The 17,410-nt window shown below is 63.7% G+C and carries 16 protein-coding genes, 1 tRNA gene and 1 pseudogene; 9 read left to right on the top strand and 9 right to left on the bottom strand.

What is annotated here, in order from left to right; genetic code table 11:
• Nucleotides 1-13: 13 nt before the first annotated feature.
• From FJ490_RS16715 to FJ490_RS16675, 9 genes and pseudogenes are all read left to right on the top strand, one after another.
• A pseudogene (locus FJ490_RS16715) lies at nucleotides 14-772 on the top strand (SDR family oxidoreductase).
• Nucleotides 773-883: 111 nt separating this feature from the next.
• On the top strand, nucleotides 884-1,270 hold the full coding sequence (locus FJ490_RS16710) for an SET domain-containing protein-lysine N-methyltransferase (protein ID WP_140729005.1): 387 nt from the start codon (nucleotides 884-886) through the stop codon (nucleotides 1,268-1,270).
• 179 nt (nucleotides 1,271-1,449) lie between these two features.
• Nucleotides 1,450-1,716: a 30S ribosomal protein S21 gene (rpsU, locus tag FJ490_RS16705; RefSeq protein ID WP_010911429.1), complete on the top strand. Its 267-nt coding sequence runs from the start codon at nucleotides 1,450-1,452 to the stop codon at nucleotides 1,714-1,716.
• 141 nt (nucleotides 1,717-1,857) lie between these two features.
• Entirely contained in the window at nucleotides 1,858-2,700 is an 843-nt protein-coding gene (locus tag FJ490_RS16700; protein ID WP_140496334.1) for a tetratricopeptide repeat protein, read from the top strand.
• Between the two features lie 201 nt (nucleotides 2,701-2,901).
• Nucleotides 2,902-3,378 carry a DUF992 domain-containing protein gene (locus FJ490_RS16695; RefSeq protein ID WP_140522452.1) on the top strand — a complete coding sequence of 159 codons (477 nt, stop codon included), beginning with the start codon at nucleotides 2,902-2,904 and terminating at the stop codon, nucleotides 3,376-3,378.
• Between the two features lie 415 nt (nucleotides 3,379-3,793).
• Nucleotides 3,794-4,804 carry a hypothetical protein gene (locus FJ490_RS16690; protein ID WP_140729004.1) on the top strand — a complete coding sequence of 337 codons (1,011 nt, stop codon included), beginning with the start codon at nucleotides 3,794-3,796 and terminating at the stop codon, nucleotides 4,802-4,804.
• Nucleotides 4,805-4,813: 9 nt separating this feature from the next.
• A complete protein-coding gene (locus FJ490_RS16685) occupies nucleotides 4,814-5,821 on the top strand; it encodes a hypothetical protein (protein WP_140584305.1) in 1,008 nt (335 codons plus the stop codon).
• Between the two features lie 73 nt (nucleotides 5,822-5,894).
• On the top strand, nucleotides 5,895-6,377 hold the full coding sequence (locus FJ490_RS16680) for a DUF992 domain-containing protein (protein ID WP_140513722.1): 483 nt from the start codon (nucleotides 5,895-5,897) through the stop codon (nucleotides 6,375-6,377).
• Nucleotides 6,378-6,555: 178 nt separating this feature from the next.
• A complete protein-coding gene (locus FJ490_RS16675) occupies nucleotides 6,556-7,992 on the top strand; it encodes an MFS transporter (protein ID WP_140522458.1) in 1,437 nt (478 codons plus the stop codon).
• Nucleotides 7,993-8,008: 16 nt separating this feature from the next.
• On the opposite strand, the gene FJ490_RS16670 is transcribed toward FJ490_RS16675, so the two are convergent.
• The 9 genes from FJ490_RS16670 to FJ490_RS16630 form a co-directional block, all read right to left on the bottom strand.
• Nucleotides 8,009-8,701, bottom strand: coding sequence for a response regulator transcription factor (locus FJ490_RS16670; RefSeq protein WP_140560272.1), 693 nt, complete (start codon nucleotides 8,699-8,701; stop codon nucleotides 8,009-8,011).
• Nucleotides 8,698-11,430, bottom strand: a complete 2,733-nt coding sequence (locus tag FJ490_RS16665) for a sensor histidine kinase KdpD (protein ID WP_140584303.1) — start codon at nucleotides 11,428-11,430, stop codon at nucleotides 8,698-8,700. The genes FJ490_RS16670 and FJ490_RS16665 overlap by 4 nt, the downstream gene beginning before the upstream one ends.
• Before the next feature lie 53 nt (nucleotides 11,431-11,483).
• A complete protein-coding gene (gene kdpC / locus FJ490_RS16660; protein ID WP_140584302.1) occupies nucleotides 11,484-12,053 on the bottom strand; it encodes a potassium-transporting ATPase subunit KdpC in 570 nt (189 codons plus the stop codon).
• Between the two features lie 12 nt (nucleotides 12,054-12,065).
• Nucleotides 12,066-14,159 (bottom strand): potassium-transporting ATPase subunit KdpB, encoded by a 2,094-nt coding sequence (kdpB, locus tag FJ490_RS16655; RefSeq protein ID WP_140729003.1) that lies wholly within the window; start codon nucleotides 14,157-14,159, stop codon nucleotides 12,066-12,068.
• Nucleotides 14,156-14,386, bottom strand: a complete 231-nt coding sequence (locus FJ490_RS16650; protein WP_224518924.1) for a hypothetical protein — start codon at nucleotides 14,384-14,386, stop codon at nucleotides 14,156-14,158. The genes kdpB and FJ490_RS16650 overlap by 4 nt, the downstream gene beginning before the upstream one ends.
• A gap of 12 nt (nucleotides 14,387-14,398) precedes the next feature.
• On the bottom strand, nucleotides 14,399-16,099 hold the full coding sequence (gene kdpA / locus FJ490_RS16645; RefSeq protein ID WP_140729002.1) for a potassium-transporting ATPase subunit KdpA: 1,701 nt from the start codon (nucleotides 16,097-16,099) through the stop codon (nucleotides 14,399-14,401).
• Between the two features lie 22 nt (nucleotides 16,100-16,121).
• Nucleotides 16,122-16,211: a K(+)-transporting ATPase subunit F gene (kdpF, locus tag FJ490_RS16640; RefSeq protein WP_015315765.1), complete on the bottom strand. Its 90-nt coding sequence runs from the start codon at nucleotides 16,209-16,211 to the stop codon at nucleotides 16,122-16,124.
• 418 nt (nucleotides 16,212-16,629) lie between these two features.
• A complete protein-coding gene (locus tag FJ490_RS16635) occupies nucleotides 16,630-16,854 on the bottom strand; it encodes an alkylphosphonate utilization protein (protein WP_140513729.1) in 225 nt (74 codons plus the stop codon).
• A 202-nt stretch (nucleotides 16,855-17,056) separates the two neighbouring features.
• Nucleotides 17,057-17,146, bottom strand: a tRNA-Ser gene (locus tag FJ490_RS16630).
• Nucleotides 17,147-17,410: the final 264 nt, after the last annotated feature.

Raw genomic sequence — 17,410 nt, 5'->3', positions numbered from 1 at the left:
GGATGACAGAAACATGCTCGCACTCGCCAACAAGATCGCCATCGTCACTGGCGCCAGTTCCGGCATCGGCCGCGCCACTGCAAAGCTCTTTGCCGAGGAAGGAGCCAAGGTCGTCGCCGCCGCGCGCCGTCAGGCCGAGCTCGATAGGCTTGTCGAGTAGATCGTGGAAACCGGCGGCACTGCGATCGCTCTTGCCGGCGACGTCAGGGACGAAGCCTATGCGAAGGCGCTGGTCGATCTCGCGACCGGTAGCTTCGGTGGTCTCGACATTGCATTCAACAATGCCGGCGCTGTCGGCATGATGGCGCCGCTGCCGGACCTGCCGCCGGCGTCGTGGCATGACACGATGGATACCAATCTGACCAGCGCCTATCTGGCCGCCAGGCATCAGATACCGGCGATGCTGGAGCGTGGCGGCGGATCGCTGGTCTTCACCTCCAGCTTCGTCGGCTATACCGTCGGCATGCCAGGCATGGCGGCCTACGCCGCGGCCAAGGCCGGCCTGATCGGCCTGACGCAAGTGCTGGCCGCCGAGTACGGGCCGAAGGGGTTGCGCGTCAACGCACTGCTGCCAGGCGGCACAGACACGCCCGGCGCGACCACAACCACGCCCGAGGCCCGCACGTTCGTCGAAGGCATCCATGCCCTGAAGCGGATGGCCCGGCCGGAAGAGATCGCCCGCTCGGCGCTTTATCTTGCCTCCGACGCATCAAGCTTCACCACCGGAACGGCGCTGTTCGCCGACGGCGGCGTGTCGATCAACCGGACGTGAACGGTTTCGGCGCCGGCATGCGGATCAACGCGGGCCGCGATGTCGCAATCCGGGCTTGCATTTGGGCTCGAATTGACGATTCCGTTCTCTCCTTGGAAACGGGCCGGAACCATGCTGCTGATCAAAACCTATGTCGCCCAAAGCGCAATCGAGGGCGTCGGCGTGTTCGCCGCCGAGCCAATCAGGAAAGGCGCCTCGATCTGGCAGCTCGACCCGGATTTCGACCGGCTGATCCCGCTGGAAAAATACCAGGCGGCACCCTCGCATCTCAGGGAACTGCTCGACCGCTACGCCTATCCCAGTCCCGACCGGCCCGGCTTCGTGGTCTATGAGGTCGACAATGGCCGCTTCATGAACCATTCGGCGACGCCGAACACGGACTTTTCGCAATATGGCGGGGCAACCGCGACCCGCGACATAGCGGCGGGCGAAGAGATAACCTGCGACTATGGCGAATTCTTCGAGGATTTTGAGCGGTTGCATCTGGCCACCGCGTAGTTGGCTGCCTATCTTGCGAGCGCCCGCTGGGCGAATTGGCCGCCTCCGTTCATTTCGGCTGTGGACAGCGCGGCGTGATTCTGCTATCAGCCGCCACAATTCGTGGTGTAAATCGCCGCGGAGGCTAGTGGCTATGGCCGCTTGCCTGTTGATATCAAACCCGAAAGACAGGATTGCCCGTGCAGGTACTCGTCCGCGACAACAATGTTGATCAGGCGCTTCGCGCTCTCAAGAAGAAGATGCAGCGCGAAGGCATCTTCCGCGAAATGAAGATGCGCGGTCACTACGAGAAGCCTTCCGAGAAGCGCGCCCGTGAAAAGGCCGAAGCCGTTCGCCGCGCCCGCAAGTTGGCCCGCAAGCGCGCACAGCGCGAAGGCCTGCTGCCGATGACGCCGCGTCCGGTGGCTGCCGGCGGTGCGGCCGGTGCAGCGCGTCCGCCGCGCTGATTAACGCCTATATTTCGTCCTTTTCGAAGGATACCAAGGGTGGCGCGATGCGGAATCGCCGCCACCTTTTTATTTTGATGTGACCCGGCCCGGAGGGGGGATCCGGACCTGAATGACGCGGCAAGTGAGGACAGGGCAGACATGAACGCAATCAGCGTGGAGAGCAAAACCACATTTCGTGGCTTTGCCCTGGCGACAGCCCTGCTTTCCGGATTGATGCTTGCCGGCTGCCAGACCTCGGGCCCGACCGGCGAGTTCAACAACATCGACAAGGCGCAAGGGTCGAGCGAGAACATCTCATCGCTGTCGGCGGTGATTCAGCGCAATCCGCAGGATCCTGAAGGCTACAATGTGCGCGGCTCGGCCTATGGCCGGGGCGGCCAGTACCAGGCGGCGCTCAAGGATTTCAACCAGGCCATCCAGCTTAACCCGAATTTCTACCAGGCCTATTCGAACCGTGCGCTCATCCAGCGCTTCCTCGGCAATCAGGAAGCAGCGCTGGCGGACTACAACCGCTCGATCCAGATCAACGGCAACTACGATGCCGCCTATATCGGCCGCGGCAATCTCTACCGGAAGGCCGGCCGCACCCAGGAAGCCTTCAACGATTTCCAGAAGGCGATCCAGCTCGACACGACCGATGCCCGCGCCTATCACAATCGGGGCCTGATCTATCAGAGCCAGGGCCAGCACAAATTCGCTATCGAGGATTTCTCGACCGCCATCTCGCTGGCCCCGGACGCCGCCGAGCCGTATAATGGCCGCGGCCTTTCCTACCTCGCCACCAATGACGAGGACAATGCCTTCTCCGATTTCAACATGGCCATCAAGCTCGACGGCAAGAACGCCGAGGCCTGGTCCAACCAGGCGCTGATCTACGAGCGGCGCGGCGACAAGGCCAAGGCGGCCAAGTCCTACCGCGAAGCCGTTCGGCTCGATCCCACCTACCAGCCTGCCAAGGATGGCCTCGCCCGCGTCAGCTGAGATCAGGCAAGGCCGGCCAAGCCCACACGCGTCGGATGCGTGTCCGAAAGGACACGTATCGCCGCAGATCGCCATCAATCCGGCAACCGCGCGCTGACCCCGCTGCAAGCCGTGATCGCCTGCCTTGTTCGCGCCAAGGTTTCAGCGGAACGGTCTGGCCACCCAGCCGTTACTTTGAAGCGTTTTGCGAAAGGACCTCCCATGACCAAGAAACTCGTCTGCGCCGCTGCGCTCGCCACGACCATGTTCGCTGTTGCACCGGCAAGCGCCGGCAGATTGCAGCTCGGCACGCTCGACTGCACCATCGACGGCGGCACCGGCTACATCGTGACATCCAACAAGGGCGTGTCCTGTGTCTTCCGCCCCTATCATCACGGTCCGGCCGAGATTTACACCGGCGTCATCTCCAAGCTCGGCGTCGATGTTGGCAAGACGCACCAGGGCCAACTCGCCTGGGCCGTGTTTGCCGCGACCCGTGACCGCGACGCGGGCGACCTTGCCGGCAGCTATTACGGCGTCAATGCCGAGGCGAGCGTCGTGACCGGCGGCGGCGCCAATCTGCTGGTCGGCGGCTTCGACAGCGCCTTCATGCTGGAGCCGCTCAGCGTCCAGGCGCAGACCGGCGTCAACCTGGCCGTTGCCGTGACCTCGCTTGAGCTGATCCACTCTCTCAAGTAACGGCACGTTGATCTTCTCGGCACGGACGGCAACCGCGCGATGATCAAAATAGCGCGCGGTGGACTTGGTTCCGCCGCGCGCTTTGCATTTGCGAACTGCTGTGACCAGGCCAAGCTAGCAGATCGAAATTATTGCCGATGGAAGACTTGCTCGTTCTGTGCTACCAACCGGAAATGTTGCTGGCTCTGCGCGAAAATGCGCGCGAGCTCCGGCAGATGTAAAGACATCGTCGAATGCAATTTTGTTGCAGCTGCCGGAGGCCGTGATGGATTTCATCGAGCAGTTATTCGGATTTTCGCCCGATGGCGGGTCGGGATCCTTCGAACTTCTTCTGATACTCGCACCATTCTTGATTGCCGCTGTCTGGTTTTTCATGCGTCGACAGCGACGTTGACGAAATGGCCGCGGACTGGCCATGAACCCGCTCCCCAAAGTACTGGATTTCCTGAACGCGCTCGCCGACGCGTTCACCGAGTGGCCATCGAACCTGCGCCAGATCGCTGCCCGGATCTGCGCCCTCGCCAGATTGCTCTGCGAAAGAATGAAGCTCCCCGATCGGTTGGACCGAAGCGGGCCGCAACGTTGCGTCAAGATCAGCGACCCCGCCTATAAACGCCCGGATCCCCTGATCTACGCGCAGTATTATTTGATGGGCCAGGGCCTCGCCGTCACATGGGACAACCCCGACATCGAGATCCGAAGCGGCGGCAATCCTGTCGCACCACATATGCTGGCGCCCGACACCGAATATGAAATCGTCGCCCGTATCTGGAACAACTCGACCGAGGCCCCGGTCGTCGATCTGCCGGTGAAATTCTCCTATCTGAGTTTCGGCATCGGCACGGTGTCGCATTGGATCGATGAGACCAGGACCGATCTCGGCGTCAAGGGCGGGGCCAACCATCCGGCTTTCGCGTCGGTCAAATGGCGAACTCCGGCAGCGCCTGGTCACTATTGCATCCAGGTCCTGCTCGACTGGCTCGACGATGCGAACCCGAACAACAACCTAGGCCAGGACAACACCACCGTCGGTGTCGCCCATTCGCCCGCAAGATTTGAATTTCGCCTGCGCAATGGCGAGCGGGAGAGGATGGGATTTCGTCTCGAGGCCGATGCCTATTCCCTTCCTGAATTGCCGGTCTGTGAGCCGCGCCCTCGCCCGAGGCCGCGTCGCCGGCCCTTGCGCACCTTCCCCGGCACCATCGCGGCAGTGCCTGTCGGCCACACCCGTCAATCGCATCCTTTGCCCGCCGGCTGGCTTGTCACGTTCGAGCCCGCACGAGCGGACCTTGCCCCGGGTGAGGAAATCCCCGTCACTGTCAATATTGAACCGCCAGCCGGTTTCACCGGCCGTAAGGCAATCAACGTTCATGCTTTCTCGGCCCGCGGCCTCGCCGGCGGCGTGACGCTCTATGTCGAGCGATAGGGGGTCGCCATGGCTTATCGGCACTACACCAAATGCGTATCGGTCGGAAATCACCACGGCAAACAATACGGGCAGATGATCATTGCGGCGGCCGTGGTCGCTTTGCCGCTCATCCTTGTGGGCGCCCTTCCCGGACCGGCCGCCATGCTGGTGGCGCTTGCGGCCATATTGGCCTATTGCCGCTGGTGGCTGTACGACCGGCTGATCTGTCTCGGTGGCGACGAATGCGCGGTGGGCTGGCTGCTCAAGGTCGATCCGCCGGAGGAGAAGTCGGGACTGGACCGGTTCGACACCGACTACAGTCTCAATCTGGTGCCGGCCAATGTCGTCGAATTCACCAACCAGGCAACGGCCGAAAAGATAGCGCCGTTTGGACGCCTGATCGCCAACACGCCTGCGATCCAGGGCGCGGGCCTCGACTGGAAAGGTCAGGAAGCGCGCCAATGGGCCAATGACGACCCGACCGCGGTGCTGCATTGCGAGTTCGAAGGCGCCGGCGTCTACGACCTCATGATAGCCTGCCTTGCCGCAATTCCAGTCGCCACGGCCGCCGCGGTTGCTTGCGCCATTCCCTTCTTCGGCTGGATCGCCTGCGCGGTCCTGTCGCTCATCGCGGCGGTCATCGTCATCATAGGCGGCATAGTCGGCCTGCTCGACACAGCCAATCCGACGGATCTCGACGAGAATCTCGGCGATCTTCACGTCAACGATCCGACGCGCCGCGGCGCGGACATCCTGTTCGTCAAGGGAACGTGGGTCTACGATTCGGCACATGACGGCTGGAACGAAATCCATCCCATCAAGCACTGTCAGAAGATCGGCACCTGGAACGGCAGCTGGAACGAATCCCCGGTTCCCGACGGCAGCCCCGCGCGCTGGTGTGAAGCCGTTGAGACGGCAGGATCGCCATTGACCGTCGCATCCCAGCAGGAGCCTCAGAACCAGTGGACGATACATCCCGCCATAGACGGTTGCCGGCCAAAGCCCGACGATCATCGACCGGACCCCGTGCACTGACCTGGCATCCTTCGCTCGCGAAGCAGTGTCATCTGCTCCTCAAAGATGGCTGCAGCGAATGCACGAGGGGCCCATGACACGCAAAATGATCCTTGCTGCCATCGTTGCCATTGCCAGCCCCGCCTTGGCCCAGGCACAGGACCAGGGCATCGAGCTCGGCACACTTGAATGCGCCATATCGGGCGGCACCGGCTTCATCTTCGGCTCGAGCAAGGATCTGAGCTGCACCTTCACCCCTGCCGACAAGACTTTCGCGCCGGAAGCCTATTTCGGCGCGGTCAACAAATACGGCCTCGACATCGGCACGACCAAGCAGGCGGTGATGCGATGGCTGGTGCTGACGCCGCTGAAGAACATCTACGCGCCGGGCGCATTGGCCGGCGACTATGTCGGCGCCAGCGCCGAGGTGACGGCAACCGTCGGCGCCGGGGCCAATCTGCTGGTTGGCGGCTCCTCGCAGTCCTTCACCTTGCAGCCGCTCAGCCTGCAGACCCAGACCGGCATCAATTTCGCCATCGGTGTCAGCCAGTTCCAGCTGCGCAGCACGGAGAACTGATTGGCCGGCGATGCCGGCCGGCCAGGGATGCGGGCATCCACGAACATGTCCAAAAAATCGCTTGAGCTCAAGCTTGGTTGAGGTTCTACAAACCCATCCGACCATGGTCCTGCCGGACCCCCGAGCCGGCTCCTGGCGCCATGCGTTTGCATCGGGATATGAAATTCGAGGGACCGAAGTGACCGACATCAGCACAAACAGGGTCGACTGGCGCGCATTGTGGGCGAGCGGCGACCTCGCGCGCTTCTGCTTCATCAGCCTCGGCATCCTGCTGCACGCCACCAACGAGACGATGGTGGCGACCGTCATGCCCGCCATGATCGGCGAACTGGCGGGCGTGCAGCTCGTCGGCTGGTCGCTGGCGATCTATGAACTGGGCGCCATCGTCGCCGGTGCCGCGGCCGGACGGCTGGTCAGCTATGTGGCGCTGCGCACCAACATGGTGGTCGCGGCGCTGCTTTACGCGGCCGGCGCGCTGATCTGCGCCACCGCGCCCTCGATGCAATTGTTCCTGGCCGGGCGCCTGATCGAGGGCCTGGGCGGCGGCGCGCTGGTGTCGCTGGCTTTTGTCTCGGTGGAGCGCCTGTTTCCGCGGGCCATCTGGCCGCAGCTTTTCGGTATCATGTCGGCGATCTGGGGCGTCGCCGCCTTCAGCGGGCCGATGCTTGGCGCGATCATGACAGAGCTTCTGTCATGGCGCTGGGCGTTCGGCATCTTCGTGTTCGGCGGTGCGGCGATGGCGCTGGCGAGCTTCGTCGTGCTCGACACGCCGGAAGCGACGAGGCCTAGTGCCGGCGCGGGCAAGGCACCACCCTTCCCGCTCATAGCGCTTGGCTGCCTTGCCGTCGCCGTCGTGCTGATCGCCTCGGCGGGCGTCGACATCGCCCTTCTGCGCTCATCGCTGCTGATGGTGCTCGGCCTGGTCGGCCTTGTGTTGTTTTTCCGTATCGATGCGCTGAAGCCGAAATCTCGGCTTTTCCCCTCGCAGCTGTTCTCGTGGCGCACGCCGGTCGGCAGCGGCATGACCATGGTCGCCGCCTTCTCGGTGGCGACCTGTTCCTTTGCCATTTACGGCCCGCTGCTTCTGACCACGCTGCACCACGTTCCGCTCCTGACCACCGGCTACATCATCGCCGCCGAATCGATCGCCTGGTCGATCCTGTCGATCCTTGTCGCCAACGCGCCACAGGAGCGTGAGAGATTGATCATCGTCATCGGCGCCCTGATGATCGCCACCGGCCTCGCTGGTTTCGCCTACACCATCCCGGCAGGCTCGATCCCGCTGATCCTGGTATGCGCCCTTTTGCAGGGTGGCGGCTTCGGCGTTGCCTGGCCGTTCCTGACGCGCGTCATCGTGGCCTCCGCGCCGGAAGATGAGCAGACCATCGCCTCGGCCGCGGTGCCGACCATGCAGCGCATCGGCTATGCGGTGGGTGCCGCCCTTGCCGGCATCGTCGCCAATGCCAGCGGCTTCTCGCAAGGCCTGAACCGGGACGCGGCGGCTGATGTGGCAACCTGGCTGTTCCTCGCCTTCGTGCCGCTCGGCATCATTGGCTGCGTCGCCGCCCTGCGCACATCGACGACCGCGAACCGGCTGCCGGAAGCTGTCGGCTAATCAGGCCAGGCAACGCTCATTCGACCTCGCGCAGGCGGTAGCCGACGCCGGTCTCGGTGGTGATGTAGCGCGGCTGGTCCGGCGTCTTCTCGATCTTCTGCCGCAACTGCCGGACATAGACCCGCAGATACTGCACGTCGGTCGAATCGTTCCACACCTGCTTCAGCAGGAACTGGTGCGTGAGAACCTTGCCCGCATACTGCACGAGAATGCGCAGAATGTCGTATTCCTTGGGCGACAGCTTCACCTCCTTGCCCCCGACCTTGACGATGCGCTTGACCAGATCGACGGAAAGATCTCCGGTTTGGAATACAGGCCTCTCGCCCTGCTGCTGGAACTTGTGCCGCAGTGCCACACGGATGCGCGCCACCAGCTCGTTCATTCCGAACGGCTTGGTGATGTAGTCGTCGGCGCCGAGTTCGAGCGCGTCGACGATGCCGGCCTCGTCGGCGCGGCTGGAGAGAATGACCACCGGGATATCGAGGCCGTCGTCGCGCCATTTGCGCAGCAGTTCATGGCCGCTCATGCCGGGCAGGCCAAGGTCGAGCAGCACGAGATCCGGTTTTTCCTGCACCATCAGCTCGATAGCCGCCTTGGCGTTCGGCGCCTCGCTGACCGCGTAGCCCTGGCTGGCGAGGCCGACCCGGAGCAACTTGCGGATCGGCGGCTCGTCATCGACGACCAATATCCTGACGTTCGAATTGGTCATCGAGGCTGATCCGCGCTGGAGCCGATGCGATTGCCGATGTTGGGCAACTCCGCCGGCACCGGCATCCTGATGGTGAAGGCAGCACCCGAACGGTCGGTCCGGTTGGCGGCCGAGATCGTGCCGCCCATCGCCTCGATGAAGCCGCGGCAGATCGACAGGCCGAGCCCGGTGCCGGCGCGCACCTGGTCGCCCTTGCGCACCCGGTAGAAAGTATCGAACACGCGCTCAAGATCCTGCGGAGGGATGCCCAATCCCTCATCCATGATCTGAAGCACGACGGAGCCGATGTCGGTCCAGCCCTGCAGGCGGATCGTCGAGCCGGGCGGCGAATATTTCGACGCATTGTCGAGCAGATTGAACAGGACCTGCTCGAACAGCACAGGGTCGAGCTTCAGCATCGGCAGGTCGGGCGGAATATCGACCTCGATCTTGTGCTCGCTGGTGATCTTGCGGGCGCGATCGAGCGCGGTGCCGACGGCGTCGCCGACATAATGCAGCGCATAATTGGGCTCCATCGCACCGGATTCGATCTTGGTCATGTCGAGCAGATTGGCGATGAAGCGGTTCAGCCGCTCCGCTTCGTCGACCACCGTCGACAACAGCTCCGTCCGGTCCTGCTCGGGCAGATCAGGCGCGAACTCCCTGAGAGTGCCGGCCGCGCCCATGATGGCGGCGAGCGGCGTCTTCAGATCATGGGAGATGGAGGTCAGCAACGCCGAGCGCAGCCTGTCGGCTTCGGCCGCGAGCTTGGCACGGTCGACATCGGCGACGAGCTGGATGCGCTCGATGGCGACCGCCGCCTGGTCGGCCAGCGCGTCGAGCAGCCGCTGCTGCTCGGGCGTCAGCAGCGGACCCTGCTTGTCGTTGTCGAGGCCGACCACGCCGACCGCCGTGCGTCCTGTGCGTAGCGGCAGATAGAGCCGCTTCGCACCGGGCAGCGTATCGGCGCCGCGGCCGGCGGCGCGGTCGTGCTCCCAGGCCCAGCGGGCCGCGGCGATATCGGCCTCGGCCAGCGTATCGTCGGGCGGATAGCCCGCCTTGACGGTGATGGCGCCGTTTTCGGGCAAAAGCAGCACGACCCGCAGTTTCAGCATGGAGGCGATCTGGAAGGCCGTGACCCACAGGACGTCGTCGAGCGTACCGGCGCCAGCCAGTTTCTTGGAAAACAGGTAGATGTCCTCCGTGGCCCGCGCGCGTGAGCGGGCGGCGACGGCCTGGCGCTGCACGCGCGCCGTCAGGTTGCTGGCGATGACGGCAACGACGAGGAAGACGGCAAACGCAACGATGCTCTCGGGATCCCTGATCGTCAGCGTGTAGCGCGGCTCGAGGAAGAAGTAGTTGAAGGCAAGGGCGCTCAGGAAACAGGCGTACAAGGCCGGCCACAGTCCGAACGTCACCGCCGATGTCAGCACCGCCAGCAGCAGCACGATCGCCAGATTGCGCACGTCGAGGAACTGATCGAGAACCGTGCCGACGGCCAGCGAGCCCGCGACATAGGCCGTGGCGAACAGATACGGCCATATCTGGAACGGCCGCTGCTCGGCCGCCGTCCTGACCTTTCTCGATGCTGCGTCGGTATCGCGCTCGGTTCCCGAGATGACATGGACGCTGATGTCGCCGGCATTGCGGATCAGATCATAGGTGAGCGAGCCCTCGATCAATTCCCGCCAGCGCGACCGGGTCGGCCTGCCGACCACGATATGGGTGAAATTGTTCGCCGTCGCATGGCGCACGATGTCCTGCGCGACGTTCTGGCCCGGAATGGTCGTCACCTCGGCGCCGAGTTGCTCGGCGAGGCGCAGATGGTTCGCCAGCCTGTCCTTCTCTTCTTCCGACATGGCGGCCGAACGAGGCGTGTCGACATGAAGCGCCGTCCATGGCGCGCGGAGCCGGTCGGCCAGCCTGCGCGCATAGCGCACGCGCGCCGCCCCGCCCGGACGCGCGTCGAGGCAAACGAGCACCCTTTCCCCCGCCGCCCATGGGCCCTGGATGGCATGGGACTGCATGTGGTTGAGCAGTTGTTCGTCGACACGCTGGGCGGTGCGGCGCAGCGCCAGTTCGCGCAGCGCCGTCAGATTGCCCGGCGAGAAATAGTTCTCGATGGCGCGCTGGGCGGTGTTGGGGAAATAGACCTTGCCTTCCTCCAGCCGTTTGATCAGGTCGTCGGGCGTCAGATCGATGATTTCGACATCGTCGGCCTGGTCGATGATGGAATCGGGAACCGTCTCGCGCACCCTGACCCGCGTGATCTGGGCGACGACGTCGTTCAGGCTTTCGACATGCTGAATGTTGAGCGTCGTGTAGACGTCGATACCGCGCGCCAGGATTTCCTGCACGTCGAGATAGCGCTTGGGGTGACGGCTGCCGGGCGCGTTTGTGTGGGCGAGTTCGTCGACCAGGACCAGTGCCGGGCGGCGTGCCAGGATGGCGTCTATGTCCATCTCGTCGAGGGTGCGTCCCTTGTATTCGACCGGGCGGCGCGGAATGACCTCGTAGCCCTCGACGAGGGCCAGGGTTTCCTTGCGGCCGTGCGTCTCGACCACGCCGATCACCACGTCGATGCCGTCGGCCAGCCTGGCGCGTCCCGACATCAGCATTTCATAGGTTTTGCCGACGCCCGGTGCCGCGCCCAGAAAGATGCGCAGACGCCCGCGGCCCTCGCGCTCGGCATGCTCGAGCAGCGCGTCGGGGGAAGGTCTGTTTTCGACGTTGCTTCTCTCGTCCGGCATCGGCATCCAGTTTGAACGGCGCCGGGGACGGTGTCGATCCCCGGCGCTGTCCTTCATTGCTTGGCTGTGTCGTCCAATGCGAGGTTGAGGGCCAGCACATTGACCACCGGCTCGCCCAGGACGCTGAGCTCCCGGTCGTCGACATGGCTGTTGACGAGCGCCTTGACCTTGGCTTCATCGATACCCCTGGCCTTGGCGACACGCGGAACCTGGAAAGAAGCGTCCTCGGGGCTGATGTCGGGATCGAGCCCGCTGCCCGATGTCGTGACGAGGCCCATCGGAACCGGCGCATTGGGGTTTTCGGCCTTCAACTTCGCCGCGTCGCCCTTGATGCGCTCGATCAGCTTGAGGTTGGTCGGACCCAGATTCGAGCCGCTGGAGGCGCCGGCGTCGTAGCCATTGCCGGCCGCCGAGGGCCGGCCGTGGAAATAGCGGTCGCTGGCGAAGGCCTGGCCGATCAGTTCCGAACCCACCACCTTGCCGTCCTTCTCGATCAGGCTGCCATTGGCCTGTTTCGGGAACAGCGCCTGGGCGATGCCGGTCATGCCGATGGGATAGATGAGCCCGGTCAGCACGGTGAAGAAGACGATCATGACGATCGCGGGTCTGATTTGCTTGAGCATCGGAATGATCCCTTATGCAAGGCCGAGGCCCGTGACGGCCATGTCGATAATCTTGATGCCGGCGAACGGCACGATGATGCCGCCGAGGCCGTAGACGAGCAGGTTGCGGCTGAGCAGGGCCCCGGCGCCGATCGCCCGGTATTTGACGCCGCGCAGCGACAGCGGGATCAGCGCGATGATGATCAGCGCATTGAAGATGATGGCCGACAGGATGGCGCTCTGCGGCGTCCCCAGATGCATGATGTTGAGCGCCTGCAGCGGACCTGTGGTCTGGCCGGGCGCGACGTAGAACACGGCGAACATGGCCGGGATGATGGCGAAGTACTTGGCGACATCGTTGGCGATGGAGAAGGTGGTCAGCGAACCGCGCGTCATCAGCAGCGCCTTGCCGATCTCGACGATCTCGATCAGCTTGGTCGGATCGCTGTCGAGGTCGACCATGTTGCCGGCCTCCCGCGCCGCCACCGTGCCGGTGTTCATGGCGACGCCGACGTCGGCCTGGGCAAGAGCCGGTGCATCGTTGGTGCCGTCGCCGCACATGGCGACCAGCTTGCCCTTGGCCTGCTCGTCGCGGATCAGTTTCAGCTTGTCCTCCGGCGTCGCCTGGGCAAGGAAGTCGTCGACGCCGGCTTCGGCCGCGATGGCCGCCGCCGTCATCGGATTGTCCCCTGTGATCATCACCGTGCGTATGCCCATGCTGCGCAGCTCGGCGAAGCGCTCGCGGATGCCGCCCTTGACGATGTCCTTGAGGTGCACGATGCCGAGCAGGCGTCCGTCGCGCTCGACCGCAAGCGGGGTGCCGCCCGATTTGGCGACCTCGTCGGCGATCGCCTGGAGATCCCTGATCGTATCGCTGTTCGGGCGCGTTGCGTGGCTGGCTGATGTCGTCTGGTTGACATGGGCGAGCACGGAATCGACCGCGCCCTTGCGCACGGAGGAGCCGTCTATGTCGACGCCGCTCATCCGGGTCTGCGCGGTGAAGGACACGAAGGTGGCGTGCAGTGTCGCCATGTCGCGGGCGCGGATGGCGTATTTCTCCTTGGCCAGCACGACGATCGAGCGGCCTTCCGGCGTTTCGTCGGCGAGCGAGGCAAGCTGTGCCGCATCGGCCAGTTCCTGCTCGGTGACGCCCTTCACCGGGCGGAATTCGGTCGCCTGGCGGTTGCCGAGCGTGATCGTGCCGGTCTTGTCGAGCAAAAGCGTGTCGACGTCGCCGGCCGCCTCCACGGCGCGGCCGGACATGGCGAGCACATTGAAGCGCACCAGACGGTCCATGCCGGCGATGCCGATGGCCGACAAAAGCGCGCCGATAGTGGTCGGGATCAAGGTCACGAACAAAGCGACGAGCACCGTGACCGGGATATAGCCCCCCGAATAGGAAGCGAAGCTCGGGATGGTAGCGGTGGCCAGCACGAAGATCAGCGTCATGCCGACCAGCAGGATGTTGAGCGCGATCTCATTCGGGGTCTTCTGGCGCTCGGCGCCCTCGACCAGCGAGATCATGCGGTCGAGAAAGGTGTGGCCGGCGGCGGCGGTGATGCGCACGCGGATCCAGTCGGAGAGCACCTGCGTGCCGCCGGTGACCGCGGAGCGGTCGCCGCCGGATTCGCGAATGACAGGCGCCGATTCGCCCGTGATCGCCGCCTCGTTGACCGAAGCCACGCCTTCGATCACCTCACCGTCGGAGGGGATGATGTCGCCGGCCTCGACCAGCACGGCGTCGCCCACCTTCAGGCTGGTGCCGGGCACCAGCTTGAATTTCGTCCGGTCCTCGCCGGTCAGGAGCTTGGCCTGGGTCTCGGTGCGCGCCTTGCGCAGCGAATCGGCCTGCGCCTTGCCGCGGCCTTCGGCGACGGCTTCGGCGAAGTTGGCAAACAGCACGGTGAACCACAGCCAGATGATGATCTGGATGGTGAAGCCGAGGTTGCCGCGCCCGCTGGCGAGGTCCTTGACGAAAAGCACTGATGTCAGCGCCGAGACGACGGCAACGACGAACATCACCGGGTTCCTGGCCAATGTGCGTGGGTTCAGCTTTTTGAAGGCGCCGCCGATGGCGGGCCACAGGATGCCGGCATCCATGATGCTGGCTGATTTCGACTGGCTCATTTTGAAGCTCCAGCTTCGGTGTTGTTGGACGGCACCGAGCGGTCGGATGCCGAAAGAAGATGCGGAAGCCCGTAGGCCAGCAACCACAGAACGATCATGACGGCGGCGATGCCGAGGAATGTCGACATGGTGGGGAAAGGAGGAGGCCGTTCCTCCTTTCCGTTGTCGGCGGGATGGCGATCGTTGCGATGCCTGTTGTTGAACCAGGACATTTCCGTTTCAGCCAAGACACTTCCGTCTCAGAATGTCTGCCCGTGGATGGCGGCCAGATGCTCGACGATCGGCCCGACGGCGAGCGCCGGGAAGAAGGTCAGGCCGCCGACGATGACGATGACGCCGACCAGCAGCCCGACGAACAGCGGGCCGTCGGTCGGGAACGTGCCGGCCGAGGCGGACACGGTCTTCTTCGCCGCCAGCGAGCCGGCGATGGCGAGCGCCGGGATGATGACCAGGAAACGGCCCATGAGCATGCCGAGACCCAGCGTGATGTTGTACCAGGGCGTGTTGCCGGTGAGGCCGCCGAAGGCCGAGCCGTTGTTCGCCGCCGCCGACGTATAGGCGTAGAGGATCTCGGAGAAGCCGTGCGGACCGCCATTGGCGATCGATGCCACGGCGCTCGGCAGGACCACCGCGATGGCCGTGAAGGTCAGCATCGCCAGCGGCAGGCACAGGATCGCCAGCATCGCCATCTTGACCTCCTTGGCCTCGATCTTCTTGCCGAGATATTCGGGCGTGCGCCCGACCATCAGGCCGGCGACGAAGACGGCGATCAGGATGAACATCAGGATGCCGTAGAAGCCGGCGCCGACGCCGCCGACGATGACTTCGCCGAGCTGCATGTTGATGAGCGGGATCATGCCGCCGAGCGCGGTGAAACTGTCATGCATGGCGTTGACCGCGCCGCAGGAAGCCGCCGTGGTGATGACCGCGAACAGCGCCGAAAGCGCGATGCCGAAGCGGGTTTCCTTGCCTTCCATGTTGCCGCCGTCGATGCCCAGCGCATGGACCAGCGGATTGCCCGCGGCTTCCGCCCAATAGCAGACCGCGACCCCGGCGATCAACAGCGCGCCCATAGCGGCCAGGATCGCCCAGCCCTGGCGCTGGTTGCCGACCATGCGGCCGAAGACGTTGGTGAGCGCCGCGCCGATGGCGAAGATCGACAGCATCTGGATCAGGTTGGAGATGGCGTCCGGATTCTCGAAGGGATGCGCGGCATTGGCGTTGAAGAAGCCGCCGCCATTGGTGCCGAGCATCTTGATGGCGATCTGCGAGGCGACCGGCCCGACGGCGATGGTCTGCTGCACGCCTTCGAGCGTGGTGGCGTCGACATAGGCTCCCAGCGTCTGCGGCATGCCGAGCCAAACATAGACCAGGGTGAGCACGACGCAGAGCGGCAAAAGCACGTAGAGCGTGGCACGGGTCATATCGACCCAGAAATTCCCAATCGACTTGCCGGAAGCGCGGGCAAAGCCGCGGATCAGCGCCATGGCGATGGCGATGCCGGTGGCCGCCGACAGGAAGTTCTGCACGGTGAGGCCGGCCATCTGCACGAGATAGGACATCGTGCTCTCGCCGCCGTAGTTCTGCCAGTTGGTATTGGTCATGAAACTGGCGGCGGTGTTGAAGGCGAGCCCCGGCTCGACCGCGCTCATGCCGGCCGGGTTGTAGGGCAGGCCGCCTTGCAGGCGCTGCAGGAAATAGAGCGCCAGGAAACCGGCAAGGTTGAACAACAGCATGGCGGCGGCATAACCCGTCCAGTGCTGCTCCTGGTCGCCGGTTCCAGCCAGGCGGTAAAGGGCCCGCTCGACGGGGCCGAGCACCGGCGACAGCAAGGTGCGGTCGCCGGTGAAGACGCGATGCATGTAGCCGCCCAGCGGCTTCACGAGCAAAACCAGGATCCCGCAATAGAGAAGGATCTGTATCCATCCGTTGATAGTCATGATGTGGCTTTCCGTGCGCCGGTCAGAAGCGTTCCGGGCGGATCAGGGCGTATGTCAGATAGGCGAGCAGGAACAACGTCACGCCGCCACCGAGGATGTAATCGACAAGCATGGCCCGATCGCTCAAATTCTGTCGCAGGCTTTGACGTAGGCAAAGGAGAGGGCGAAAAACAAAACCCCGATCCCGAGAACAATGATGTCCATTGTGCTTGTCCTTGCTTTGATTTTTCCACTTTGCGCCCGCTCGAAGCAGCTTGGCGATTACGTGAGAACGCCCCGTCCACTTGGGTGACGGCGTCCGACGTTTTTCTCAAAGCGGAATATGGACCCGATCGCCATAAAGGTTCGAGACGGGGCAAAGCGGAAAGAAATAGGAATTTTATAAAGATTTTCGGCGGATGAATTGGAAGTGGTGAACGCGTCCTGGCGCTCCAGCGATATCGTCAGTCGTAAGGGGTAACAGGTTGGCCGACGAAACGGCTCGCCGCCGGTAAACGCATTCTACCCCTGCGGCTCGACCGCCTTGAGGGTCACGCCTTCTTTACGAACTCGGTTTTGAGCACCAGGCCCTTCACTTGCCTGGTACTGCATTCGATCTCACCGGGATTACCGTTAAGGCGAATGTTCTTCACCAACGTGCCGCGCTTGATCGTCTCCGAAGTGCCCTTGACCTTGAGGTCCTTGATCAGCGTAACGGAATCGCCGTCACTCAACTGAGCGCCGTTGCTGTCGCGCACCATTACATCGTCCGGCATGCCATCTCCTGTGATCGGGATTACCACTACCAGATCACCAGGAATTCCAAAACCGGGTCGTGTGCGGACAGCTGCTTTTTTAATCGTGCAAGCCGGTCGGCAAGGTTGATGACCCTGCCCTCCTACGCTGAAGCTTCGGAGGGCATCCTGCTTCGCGTCGTCGATTGAGCCAATCCTGCGAAGCTCGAAGAGCGAAGCAGGATGGCGGAGAGAGCGGGATTCGAACCCGCGTTACGGTTTCCCGTAAACACACTTTCCAGGCGTGCGCCTTCAACCACTCGGCCACCTCTCCGTCCTTGCCTTTCGCGCCGGCCGGTTTCGCCGCGCGGGTTGGGGAGATGCTCTCCCTTTGGGCTGCGGAACTTCCGCACCGGGCGCCGCCAACCAGCGGACTCCCTGCCCGCACCTGAGCCGTCAAAGCAACAGGCGCGGGGCTCATCTAGTCGATCCGGCGCCGAATGCCAAGCCATAACGGCGGTCAATGTCGTAAGCAGATGAGTTGTCCGGATTAGGTAGCACGTGAGTTGTCCGGTTTTATCGCCAGCGGATGGAGGCT

This window comes from Mesorhizobium sp. B2-5-11 (assembly GCF_006440835.1).
Classification (GTDB): domain Bacteria; phylum Pseudomonadota; class Alphaproteobacteria; order Rhizobiales; family Rhizobiaceae; genus Mesorhizobium.
The sequence above is the reverse complement of the archived record's forward strand: the minus strand, read 5'-3'. Positions and strand labels throughout refer to the sequence as shown.

Bases quoted from the DNA above. Each gene is read 5' to 3' on its own strand.
- kdpA (WP_140729002.1), bottom strand. From the start codon at position 16,099: ATGACTATCAACGGATGGATACAGATCCTTCTCTATTGCGGGATCCTG.
- FJ490_RS16665 (WP_140584303.1), bottom strand. From the start codon at position 11,430: ATGCCGGACGAGAGAAGCAACGTCGAAAACAGACCTTCCCCCGACGCG.
- FJ490_RS16700 (WP_140496334.1), top strand. From the start codon at position 1,858: ATGAACGCAATCAGCGTGGAGAGCAAAACCACATTTCGTGGCTTTGCC.
- FJ490_RS16695 (WP_140522452.1), top strand. From the start codon at position 2,902: ATGACCAAGAAACTCGTCTGCGCCGCTGCGCTCGCCACGACCATGTTC.
- kdpF (WP_015315765.1), bottom strand. From the start codon at position 16,211: ATGCTTGTCGATTACATCCTCGGTGGCGGCGTGACGTTGTTCCTGCTC.
- FJ490_RS16635 (WP_140513729.1), bottom strand. From the start codon at position 16,854: ATGCCGGACGATGTAATGGTGCGCGACAGCAACGGCGCTCAGTTGAGT.
- FJ490_RS16680 (WP_140513722.1), top strand. From the start codon at position 5,895: ATGACACGCAAAATGATCCTTGCTGCCATCGTTGCCATTGCCAGCCCC.
- FJ490_RS16690 (WP_140729004.1), top strand. From the start codon at position 3,794: ATGAACCCGCTCCCCAAAGTACTGGATTTCCTGAACGCGCTCGCCGAC.
- FJ490_RS16685 (WP_140584305.1), top strand. From the start codon at position 4,814: ATGGCTTATCGGCACTACACCAAATGCGTATCGGTCGGAAATCACCAC.
- FJ490_RS16670 (WP_140560272.1), bottom strand. From the start codon at position 8,701: ATGACCAATTCGAACGTCAGGATATTGGTCGTCGATGACGAGCCGCCG.
- kdpB (WP_140729003.1), bottom strand. From the start codon at position 14,159: ATGAGCCAGTCGAAATCAGCCAGCATCATGGATGCCGGCATCCTGTGG.
- FJ490_RS16710 (WP_140729005.1), top strand. From the start codon at position 884: ATGCTGCTGATCAAAACCTATGTCGCCCAAAGCGCAATCGAGGGCGTC.
- kdpC (WP_140584302.1), bottom strand. From the start codon at position 12,053: ATGCTCAAGCAAATCAGACCCGCGATCGTCATGATCGTCTTCTTCACC.